Here is an 11,133-nt window from a genome sequence, read left to right on the forward strand (position 1 = left end):
TGCTTTATAAAAAACAATATGTGAGGAGGATGAACTATCTTGTATAAGTTGGTAAAAGATTATGGAAATATACCTCTAAGTATATAAGCTTTTTCAATACGCTCTATAGCTATACTGAAAGCTGCTGTTCTCATATCTGTTTTATTTTCTTCTGTGTATTTAAGAACTTTTTCAAATGAAGTACGAAGTTTCTTTTCAAGCTTTTCTAGAATCTCATCCATTTGCCAAAGCTCTCCGTTACGGTTTTGAAGCCATTCAAAATAACTTCCAATTACACCTCCTGAATTACATAGAATGTCTGGAATAATAGTTATTCCACGTTCCATTAATATTTTTTCTCCTTCAACATCTGTAGGACCATTTGCTCCTTCAGCAATTAAAGTTGCTTTTATTGTATGTGCGTTATGCTTAGTTATTTGATTTCCTAATGCTGCTGGAATACAGATGTCGCAATCTATACTGAAAAAATCTTTACTGTCAAATGGTTTTGCTTCTGGGAAACCTAAGATGCTTCCATTGTTTGAAACGCTATAGTTGAAAAGATCTTCTGTAGAAATACCTTCTTGATTTTGAATACTTCCAAAAGCATCTTGTACACCTACCAATTTGGCACCTTCAATTTCTAGGAAGTGTGAAGCCCAATAGCCCACATTACCGAAACCTTGAACGATGTACTTTTTTCCTGCTAAACTAATATTATTCTTTTCTGCCCAGAATTTAATAGTTAAGAAAACACCGTAACCTGTAGCTCGGTCACGACCTTCTAAACCACCACTTCCTGTTGGCTTTCCTGTAACAACGTGCTGGTTTTTTGAACGCTCACTAGTACTTTTAGTACTCATATAAGTGTCGGCAATCCACGCCATTGTTTGAGCGTTTGTATTTACATCTGGAGCAGGAATATCGTGCTCAGGTCCTATGTTTTCACCTAAAGCATAAGTAAACCTACGGGTAATACGCTCTAATTCATTTTTAGAAAACTTTGAAGGATCTATTTGAATCCCTCCTTTTGCACCTCCATAAGGCAAACCTGCCAACGAAGTTTTCCAAGTCATCCACATCGCCAATGCACGTGCAGCATCAATATCTACAGTAGGGTGGTAACGAAGACCTCCTTTGTATGGCCCAAGTGCATTGTTATGCTGAACTCGATACCCTGTAAATATTTCCACGTCGCCATTATCCATACGAACTGGAAAATTTATAATAATTTCGGTGTTAGTAATACTTAGGATTTTGCGAACATTTGGATTCAGATTTATAATATCTGCTGCATGGTTGAATTGCTCCAACACATTGTCCAACATCCCTCTTTTTAATGGCTTTGGTTTTTCCACTGTTTGTTCGTTTATCATTTTAATTAATTTTAATTAGCTGCCATTTCTGGCTTCCTTTTTAATAAAGGCTTCGGTGCGTTTTGCTGAAATTTCTCAAAATCGCCACAGATAAACACCAAGCTTGGATTATGCGTAAACACAAAACAAGTAACGTACGAACGTTTGATAACATAAATTTCTTATGCTTTCTCCTGCTTATATATTACTTAAATATTTTATCGGCAAGGCGCGTGCCATCTATTATTTTATAGTCATAAATTTACACAAACAATTGAAACCACAGGCCTTTAGACGATTTTTTACATTAAAAAATTTAGGCTATACTCTGGGGAAAATTTTCTCAGGTGGGGAGAAATTCCCCAACCTAAAATGAAGGATGATATGAAAGGTTAAAAGTTTTTTGAAAGAGCCTAGCTGCTATTCTTTAATTTTACCGCGAAGTGTCTTTCGGTCGATATTGAGAATTTCGGCAGCTTTAGTTTGATTATTATTTGTGGCCTCTAGCACTTTTTGGATATAAATCTTCTCCATTTCTTTTAAAGAAAGTAAATCGCTGTCAGGAAAGTCTATCTGATATTTAAGTGTTTCAGGCAAGTCTTTTACGCCAATTGTTCGATCGCACATAATTACCGCACGCTGGATTACATTTTCCAATTCCCGAATATTTCCTGGCCAATCATACCGCTGTAATAAGGCTTGCGCATCAGAATCTAGTGTAACGTAACGATCTTTGTATTCATTTCCATATTTAAACAAAAACTTATCTGCTAATAACGGAATGTCCTCTTTTCGCTCGCGAAGTGGCGGTACATTTATTTCTACAACTGTTAATCGATAAAAAAGATCTTCTCTAAAAGTCTCCTTCGCAATCATATCTTTTAAATCGCTATTTGTTGCTGCAATTACACGAACATCAATTTTTTCTGTTTTTCTTTCACCTACTTTCATCACCTCTTTCTCCTGTAAAACTCTTAAAAGTCGGGTTTGAACAGATAATGGCGCATTTCCAATTTCATCTAAAAAAATAGTACCACCTTCTGCAGCCTGGAAAAAACCATCGCGGTCTTCATTAGCCCCTGTAAACGCTCCCTTTACATAACCAAAAAGTTCTGATTCTAATAGATTTTCAGGGATTCCTCCGCAGTTAACCGCAATAAACGGCGCACGAGAAAACTTACCATTATAGTGAATTGAACGAGCTACCAACTCTTTTCCTGTCCCACTTTCACCACTTATAAATATTGTGGCCTTGTTGTCTTTTACCCTATCAATTATCTGAAGTACATTTTTAATTAACTGACTCTCCCCGATAATTTCATTGTACCTTTTTGTGTCAACTGATTCTGTAGATTTCTTTCTTTTTGACCTGGTTGAAAGTGATTTTAAAACTCCTTGTTTTAATTCTTCTTTGGTAAAAGGTTTTACCAAATAATCCACGGCACCAGACTTAATAGCTGAAAGGGCATCTTGAATAGAAGGGTAGCCTGTAACCACCAATTTAGGCATATTAGGATAGTGTTCTGAAACAAATTGAATAAGTTGAAATCCATCAACTTCAGGCATTTTTAAATCGGTAATAAGTAAGTCTATATCCGTGTCGCGTAAGATAGCTACTGCTTCTTTTACCGAAACAGCTTTATACGTATGATATCCTAACGAATGTAGATGCCGCTGTATAAGCTCAAGGATATTTATATCATCATCAACTATCAATATGTTTTCCTTTTGCAGCATCTGTTTTTAATGTTTTTGAAATGTAATTACAAAAATAGCACCTCTAGGATTATTATCCTGATAATCAATGGTAGCACGATGACTTCTTATAATTCCGTGCACAACACTCAACCCAAGTCCTGAACCATCTCCAACAGATTTTGTCGTGTAAAATGGTTGAAAAATTCTATCAACATTCTCATCTGGAACACCAGGTCCTTCATCAGAAATTTTTAAGATTATACTTTTATTTTTCTGTTCCAATGAAATTGTAATCAACCCATCTTGAGGAGAAAAGTAAATGGCATTTAAAGTTAGATTGAAAATTACTTGAGTAAGCTGAATAGTATCGGCCTTAAGCATAACTGGCTCATCAGGAAGTATCACCTTACACCTAACTTCGTTCTTTTTAAACGTAGGATCAAGTAAGTTTACGGCATCTCTAATTACAGGAACAATATCTGTTTGATCCAGATTTTGTGGCATTTCACAAGCAAAAAACATCAGTTTTTTAACTACTTCTCTTGAGAAAATTGCGCTATTAATTATTTTATCGAGGTCTTTGCTCGTTTGAGTGTTTTCAGTCTCTTTACTTTTTAGTAATTCTGCAAAACCAAGAATATTAGCAAGAGGGGTATTGAGTTCGTGAGCAATTCCCGCAGTAATTTCACCCAAAATACTCAATCGGTCTGCGTGTTCCATTTTTCGCTTTAGAACCGTTTCATTTTCTCGAATTGACACGCGCTCTAACAAATCACCAACATTAATTGCCACAGTATCTAACAACTGTTTTTCTTCTTTTAAAAAATCTTCTTTAGAGTATTTATTCGAAGGATAGTGCACTTTAATATACCCTTTCGGCTCATTAAAAACTTTAATGTTGCTTTCAATGGTAACACTGGTTTTAGGCAGCGCATTTGAAATAAGATGAAATGGATGCGAGTTTATTTCAACAGTAGTATGCTTGTTAAATTGAAAAGACTTCCTAAGACTCAATACAATCGAGTATAGAGTTTTATCTAATTCGTTATAATCGTTGTTTACAATTATAGACGAAACCTCATACAAACAGGTGAGTTCTTTGAGACGCTCGGTAAGATTTTCTTCTGGTGTCATAAAAGATAATAGATCTTTTTCAAAGGTATCAAAATAAAAGCTTCGTAGGGTTTTAGTAGTAGTTTCACTTGAAAAAACCGAATAAAAAAACTGTTTAAGACTTCAAATACGTCTTAAACAGTTTTTATAAAATGCCTTAAGTTTTATATCTATTATGAAAATAGATTAATCGAAAGGTCTAAATTCAAATTTTTGTCCTCCAACTGAAACCTCAGCCATTAATCCTTCTTTCGGAAGTGTAAATACGGCTACACCATCGGTATATGTTACATCAAATGAAGGTGGACTTTGGTTTACAGCAATGGCTGATAAATTCGATCCAAAACGAAATTTATTATTCATAAAGTCTTCAACAGCTTTATCTGTTTTTAAGAAAACAATTTCGCTAAAGGCTTTTCCTCCAATTTGGGCTCCCACATCAAGTTGTTTCATACTGGCCATACCTACAAGTTGACCTTGTTCGTAAACTGCTCCATTACCAGATGCAGCCCCAATAATTACAGCTCCTTTACCTACATTTGGAAAAATTACATAGGCTTTTGCATCATCAAAATAGCGTTGAAGTTTTGGGTTTACTTCTAGAAAAGCAGCTTTCGCATTTTCAGCATCTGCAACTACCCTTTTATCATCGACGGCTTGCGCAAATAATGATACACTAAAAAATAGCATCATTACCATTAATATGTTTTTAGTTTTCATAATCTTACTTTTTATTATTTAAGCCTAAAATTAATTCTTTCACAAAAAAGGATAGGTTAAAAGAGTGTTAGATTAAATATAATTATATGCCAATAGGCTATTAAAAAGGAAGGGGCTGCAATATTTATTTGAGATCTTTTTTTACTAAAAGATAAAAGTCATTGTCTAATGGAAGATATCCTTGGTCGTATAAATAATAATAGGTAGAACCTGATTTTGTGGTATAGGTGCTTGTGAAGTATTCAAAACTAAACCCTTTTCTTTGAAGTGTACTTTTTGTGGTTTTGGTTTTATCTTCTTTGTTTAACTCTTCGAGAATACGATAGTTTTTACGGAGTCGGTTATTTATATTTCTAACTAAGTTTTTACTGTCCTTATTAAGTGAATTATTATAGGAATTACGACAAGCGTCGCTGCAGAATTTCTTGTCTGCGCGACCTATAATTTTACCCCCGCATTCTGGACATTTTCGCTCCATAGTCTAAATATAAAAAATTCAAGGATCAATTTCCAATTTAAAAATCTGAAATTCAGCTATTTTAGAAATTCATCTCTTGATCTTTAGGTTTTAATTGGTATTAATTTTCACTTAATATGAAATCTATAAATAGCTTCCAATTTCAAAAATACTCCGCCACTTAAAGTAGGATTTAATTGTGTTCTATTATCGCCAAAACTAAAGGCAGAAAGACCTAAATCAATCTTTTCGCCTTCGGCATACATTTCATATTTATTGGTAGAATATCCAACCTTTGCACGTAGCAACACACTTTCTTGTAAAGCATTAAATTGTAAATAACTTGCAAATTCTAATGAACTTAAATCGGCGTAAAGTGTTTTGATGTTTTCATAATGAACATTATAACTGCGTCCAATTCCAAAGTAGTCAATTCCAACGGTTGTAGCACCTAGCTTGTAACTAACATCTGCTGCAATTGGCAGACTCATATCCATTTCAAATCGTTTGTTTGGGCTTAGATAATACCATCCTAAAATAGGAGTAGTAAACAACCCAAAAGCTTCTTGAGACCCATAAAACCCAAAGCGATAGGTAAGGTTTTTGTTCTTTTTTAATTTTAACAAGGCAAAGGCTCCAAGAAAAAAGTCATCACTAGAAATATCATGGTAATCTGAAGCAATTTTAGGCAACAAAACTATTGTTGTACTCCATTTTTCCGACCATGTAGAGGCCATTCCTAATTTCAAATTCGTACTGTAAAGATTTGAAAATTTTGATTCGGGAAATAATTGAACCTTATTAAAGCTGAAATCAGCTCCAGTAATTAATGCGTGGTTTTCGTTTAAAACTAAAGGAAATGTGAAGCCAACATCAAAAAAATCAACATTTGTATCACTGTCGGAATCTTTAAAATTATTATTTAAAGTTTGCCCATATCCTATTCGGAATAGATCCACATATTCTTGTGCAGAAATTGAAAGCGGAAACAGAAAAACGAGAAGTAATAGTTTTTTCAATATATGTAGAATAAAATGGTAAGCAAGTTTATCGTTTTAAAGATAAAATAAATATTTACTAGAACGTAAACCAGTCCTCCATTTTATTGTCTACAGCTTCATTGATATGAATATATTCGTTGCTTTTTGAATTATACTTATAGTCTTTACTCCAAGTTGGAAAGTTTTCTGCTAATTGTTTTAATGCCTCACAAACGTATAAAACTTCAGCATTAGTTGTTGTTGGACTAAAAGACATCCTTATCCACCCTGGTTTATGCGATAAATCTCCAGAGTCTATTTCACAAGTAATACTATTTGAAGTTTCTTGATCTACGTGAAGCAAATAATGGCCATAAGTGCCTGCGCAAGAACAACCTCCACGAGTTTGAATTCCGAAATAATCATTTAAAATTTTCACACCAAGATTGAAGTGTAAATCATCTATATAAAAGCTGATTACCGCCAATCTATCTTGAATATTGGGCGCGAGTATGTTTAGGTTTGGGATTTTATTGAGTTTTTCAAAAACTATATCTAAAATTTCGTGTTCGCGTTTTAAAATATTTTCAACTCCCATTTTTTCTTTCAAACGAATTGAAAGCGCTGTGCGAATAGTTTGTAAAAATCCTGGGGTACCGCCATCTTCACGAGTTTCGATATCGTCAATATATTTATGATTCCCCCAAGGGTTTGTCCACGATACAGTTCCTCCTCCTGGGTTATCAGGAATAGTATTTTTATAAAGATTATTATTAAAAATTAGCACACCACTACTTCCAGGACCTCCCAAAAATTTATGCGGCGAAAAGAATATCGCATCCAGGTGAGCACCTTCTTCTTCTGGGTGCATATCAATTGAAATATACGGCGCAGAACAAGCAAAATCTACAAAACAAAGGCCTCCTTGCGCGTGCATCAATTTTGCAATTTCGTGGTATGGCGTCTGAATTCCTGTTACGTTAGAGCAAGCAGTAACTGCAGCAATCTTTATAGGTCGGTCTGCGTGTTTTTTTAGAATTTCTTCAAAAGTTTCTAGACAAACTAAAACATCATCATTTGGTGGAATTACAACAACATCTGCTATAGTTTCTAACCATGAAGTCTGATTGCTGTGGTGCTCCATATGAGTAACAAAAACCACAGGTCTTATTTCGTCAGGAATCTTAGTGTACTTTTTAATATTCTCAGGAATTTTCAATCCAAGAATACGTTGAAACTTATTTACAGCTCCCGTCATTCCGCTACCAGAGGTAATTAACACATCATTTTGGTTGGCATTAACGTGCCTTTTAATAATGTTTCTAGCCTCGTGGTAAGCTCTAGTCATAGCCGTTCCCGTTACGGATGTTTCGGTATGCGTATTAGCTACAAAAGGCCCAAAGTCTTTTAGAAGTTTTTCTTCAATGGGCGCATACAAACGACCACTTGCTGTCCAGTCGGTATAAATTATCTTTTTGCTTCCGAATGGCGAAGTAAAGCTTTGATTGATACCAACAATATTATTTCTGAAAGTCTCAAAATACTTTTCCAGCGCGCTAGCCTCTATATTTTTTTCAGAAGTTATCACTGTCTAAAATTTAAATGTTATTATTTATCGAAGGCACCTACACCATTTTGAAGCCAATCGTAATACTCCTCAATATCTGGAGTATAACCTACTGGATCTATTAAATTTTCTTCGTTGTGATCCATTAACACATAGAATGGCTGTGCGTTTGCTTTATATCTTAAAATTTGGAATTCACTCCATTTTTGACCGATATACTTCAACTCCTTTCCAGATATTTCCGAAATGTACTTTTCTCCTTCTGGCAATGGTCTTTTATCATCAACATAAAGTGAAATAAGAACTACGTCGTTATTCAGTAACTTTAATATTTTAGGTTCACTCCAAACGCGTTCTTCCATTTTACGACAGTTTACACAAGCGTGCCCCGTGAAATCTACCAATACAGGTTTTCCAACTTTTTTAGCATATGCCAATCCAGTTTCATAATCGTGGAATGCCAAAATATCGTGTGGTCCAAGATGAGCTCCTTCAGGGAATTCAGCTGTAGTAGCGCTTCCACCGCTACCTAATTTTGTGTAACCTACACCATAAGGAGATTCGCTGTACTGCATTGGAGGTGGGAAACCACTAATTAGTTTTAGAGGAGCACCCCACAATCCTGGTATTAGATAAATAGTAAATGCAGCAACAATTAATCCTATGCTTAGACGCCCTACCGATAATCTGTCGATAGGTGAATCGTGTGGTAATTGGAATTTTCCGAATAAGTAAAGCGTTAAAGCTCCAAAAACAGCAATCCAAATTGCTAAGAATACCTCTCTTTCTAACCAATGTAGTTGAAGAACTAAGTCTGCGTTTGAAAGGAATTTAAATGCTAATGCCAATTCTAAGAATCCTAAAAACACTTTTACTGTGTTTAACCATCCACCAGATTTTGGAAGTGAATTCATCCACCCTGGGAATGCTGCGAACAATGCAAATGGCATTGCTAACGCTAATGAGAATCCGAACATCCCAACAAAAGGAGCAATTCCCCCTTTAGAGGCAGCTTCTACTAGCAATGTTCCAATAATAGGACCTGTACATGAAAAAGAAACAATGGCTAATGCCAGTGCCATAAAGAAAATCCCAATTATACCTCCTCTATCTGCTTGTTTGTCTACTTTATTTGCCCAAGAGTTAGGAAGCATTATTTCAAAAGCACCTAAAAATGAAAGTGCGAATATTACTAGTAATATGAAGAAAAAGAAATTAAACCATACGTTTGTTGATAAGGCATTAAGCGCATCAGCTCCAAAAAACCAAGTTACAATCGCTCCTAAGAATACATAAATTACAATAATTGCAATACCGTAAATAATAGCATTTTTAATTCCCGCTGCTCTAGATTTACTTTGTTTCGTAAAAAAGCTAACAGTCATCGGAATCATTGGAAATACACAAGGTGTAAGCAATGCAGTAAACCCAAAAAGGAAAGCAACAACAAATATTGTCCAAAGTCCTTTACTCTCTTGTTTTTTAGTTTGCTCAACCGCAGCCTTAGAAGAGTCTGACGAATTTGCCGTTCCTTGTATTGTATCTGTAGTAGTTACATTTTCTAGAAAATCGGTAGTGGAAGGAACAATTTCTTCAACATTCTTTTCTTCCTCTTTTACGTCATCAGATTTAGAATCATCTTTATCCACAACTGCTATTGCTGAATCTGAATCATTTTTAGGGTCTGGAATTTTAAAAACAAGATCTACATAGTTTGGTGGCAAACAACGAGTATCGTCACACACCATGAATTCAACTTCACCTTTTATAGTGGTTCCTTTATCACCTGTTAATTGTACACGTTGAGTAAATGTAGCAGTGTTTGAGAAGAAAGTAATTATCATATCAAACACAGGGTCCATTTCTGTAACTCCCTTCCCTTCTTTTACTTTTCCTATAGTTTTGTAAGCATTATTTTCTTCAAAAGTAAAAACGGTTGGTAGGGGTCCTCCCTCTGGAACTACTTGTGAATAAAGATGCCAACCACCTTCAATTGTAGCTTTTGAAATTAAATCGTATTCTGATTCTGATATTTTTTTTACACTAGTAGACCATTTTACTGGGTCTAATATTTGAGATTGAACTGTAGAAATCGAAACAATAGTTAAGAGGAGGTAGAGAAAAAATTTGTTCATTTTCAATTTTTGAATTTTTCCCAAAAAACCGATAGCCAATGACCTACGTATTTTTATTGGGGAGTTAATTACAAGTCACTAAAATTTTAAACCCTAAAAAGGTAATCCACAAATATATTGATATCTTCCGTTTTCAATTACTAAAATTTAAATATTCTACAGTATTAACATTAGTCCATTAGCTTAACATTATTTAATCCCAAATTTGAAATGAGGATTTTGATTTAGTTCAGGGTTAAATTTCATAAACTCTAGATCTGTAAAAAATCTGTTAATCACTTTATTATTTGGATAATACGCATTACTTTCGCCGCCTTTACAATAAAATATATAAATCTAAGTTTTGATGAAAGTATTATATCTCAACTTTATTTATAAAACAATTTAATTTAAAACCACGATTATGAATTTTAAAAAATTAATTTTTCTTTTTACACTTGCTCTTGCAACAATTAGCTGTAGTAGTGATGATGATGGTCCAGGACCTTACGTATTTAATAATGATAACCTTTCAGGTAACTACAAAACAACATTATTAACAGGCGATATTGAGCAGACTTACACTGTAAATGGAACAGAAGTAAAATCTATTACTAAAATTGTTGGTGATACTTTTCAAATGACTACAGTATTTGGAGCTAATGGTTCTTATAGTGCTTCAGGACAATACCGTATTGAAACTAAAATCACAACAGCTGGTAACACTACTACCGATTCTGAAATTATCGTTGTAGATGATGAAGGTACATATTCTATTAGTCCAGATAAAAAGAGACTGACTATTACAATTGACGGTAATTCTGAAACTTTTGATGTTTCTCTTTTCAATGAAACAAAATTGAACTTAAAAAGAGAAATTAACGAAACGATTAATGATGTTCCTACTGTAGGTAGTTTCAAAGTAAACTATGAGCGCATCTAAGGCATTAATTAACCTTATTAAAAAGTCGTCTAAAATTAAGTTTTAGACGACTTTTTTTATTGAATAATTTTTGAAGACACCTCTTTACAAACACTAATTGAATTAGTAACGCTTCTACTTCAAATTTTGCCTTTAGTCTCTGCTACTCAATTCTGTAAAATTGCTTATTTTTGCACCCTGTCTACAAAAAGGGCATAAAAACCATTA

9 protein-coding genes are annotated in these 11,133 nt (G+C 34.3%); 1 reads left to right on the forward strand and 8 read right to left on the reverse strand.

What is annotated here, in order from left to right:
- Positions 1-59: 59 nt before the first annotated feature.
- The 8 genes from G3A46_RS01195 to G3A46_RS01230 form a co-directional block, all read right to left on the reverse strand.
- Positions 60-1,355, reverse strand: a complete 1,296-nt coding sequence (locus tag G3A46_RS01195) for a Glu/Leu/Phe/Val dehydrogenase (protein WP_165145147.1) — start codon at positions 1,353-1,355, stop codon at positions 60-62.
- Positions 1,356-1,754: 399 nt separating this feature from the next.
- Positions 1,755-3,071, reverse strand: coding sequence for a sigma-54 dependent transcriptional regulator (locus G3A46_RS01200; RefSeq protein ID WP_165145150.1), 1,317 nt, complete (start codon positions 3,069-3,071; stop codon positions 1,755-1,757).
- A gap of 6 nt (positions 3,072-3,077) precedes the next feature.
- The gene (locus G3A46_RS01205; protein WP_165145153.1) at positions 3,078-4,166 is read right to left on the reverse strand and encodes a HAMP domain-containing sensor histidine kinase; all 1,089 of its coding nucleotides are present in this window, start codon (positions 4,164-4,166) and stop codon (positions 3,078-3,080) included.
- A 165-nt stretch (positions 4,167-4,331) separates the two neighbouring features.
- A complete protein-coding gene (locus G3A46_RS01210) occupies positions 4,332-4,865 on the reverse strand; it encodes a lipid-binding SYLF domain-containing protein (RefSeq protein ID WP_165145156.1) in 534 nt (177 codons plus the stop codon).
- Positions 4,866-4,989: 124 nt separating this feature from the next.
- A complete protein-coding gene (locus G3A46_RS01215) occupies positions 4,990-5,343 on the reverse strand; it encodes a hypothetical protein (protein ID WP_165145159.1) in 354 nt (117 codons plus the stop codon).
- Positions 5,344-5,450: 107 nt separating this feature from the next.
- Entirely contained in the window at positions 5,451-6,341 is an 891-nt protein-coding gene (locus tag G3A46_RS01220) for a DUF6268 family outer membrane beta-barrel protein (RefSeq protein WP_165145162.1), read from the reverse strand.
- Positions 6,342-6,399: 58 nt separating this feature from the next.
- The gene (locus tag G3A46_RS01225) at positions 6,400-7,890 is read right to left on the reverse strand and encodes an aminotransferase class V-fold PLP-dependent enzyme (RefSeq protein WP_165145165.1); all 1,491 of its coding nucleotides are present in this window, start codon (positions 7,888-7,890) and stop codon (positions 6,400-6,402) included.
- Between the two features lie 20 nt (positions 7,891-7,910).
- Positions 7,911-10,004 carry a thioredoxin family protein gene (locus tag G3A46_RS01230; RefSeq protein ID WP_165145168.1) on the reverse strand — a complete coding sequence of 698 codons (2,094 nt, stop codon included), beginning with the start codon at positions 10,002-10,004 and terminating at the stop codon, positions 7,911-7,913.
- A gap of 403 nt (positions 10,005-10,407) precedes the next feature.
- Here G3A46_RS01230 and G3A46_RS01235 point away from each other — a divergent pair, with 403 nt between their 5' ends.
- Positions 10,408-10,926, forward strand: a complete 519-nt coding sequence (locus tag G3A46_RS01235) for a hypothetical protein (RefSeq protein WP_165145171.1) — start codon at positions 10,408-10,410, stop codon at positions 10,924-10,926.
- Positions 10,927-11,133 lie beyond the last annotated feature (207 nt).

This window comes from Aequorivita sp. KMM 9714 (assembly GCF_011065475.1).
GTDB classification, from domain to species: domain Bacteria; phylum Bacteroidota; class Bacteroidia; order Flavobacteriales; family Flavobacteriaceae; genus Aequorivita; species Aequorivita sinensis.

What these genes read in the sequence shown, in the direction of transcription:
- G3A46_RS01195 (WP_165145147.1), bottom strand. Translation starts at nt 1,355, where the DNA reads ATGATAAACGAACAAACAGTGGAAAAACCAAAGCCATTAAAAAGAGGG.
- G3A46_RS01200 (WP_165145150.1), bottom strand. Translation starts at nt 3,071, where the DNA reads ATGCTGCAAAAGGAAAACATATTGATAGTTGATGATGATATAAATATC.
- G3A46_RS01205 (WP_165145153.1), bottom strand. Translation starts at nt 4,166, where the DNA reads ATGACACCAGAAGAAAATCTTACCGAGCGTCTCAAAGAACTCACCTGT.
- G3A46_RS01210 (WP_165145156.1), bottom strand. Translation starts at nt 4,865, where the DNA reads ATGAAAACTAAAAACATATTAATGGTAATGATGCTATTTTTTAGTGTA.
- G3A46_RS01215 (WP_165145159.1), bottom strand. Translation starts at nt 5,343, where the DNA reads ATGGAGCGAAAATGTCCAGAATGCGGGGGTAAAATTATAGGTCGCGCA.
- G3A46_RS01230 (WP_165145168.1), bottom strand. Translation starts at nt 10,004, where the DNA reads ATGAACAAATTTTTTCTCTACCTCCTCTTAACTATTGTTTCGATTTCT.
- G3A46_RS01235 (WP_165145171.1), top strand. Translation starts at nt 10,408, where the DNA reads ATGAATTTTAAAAAATTAATTTTTCTTTTTACACTTGCTCTTGCAACA.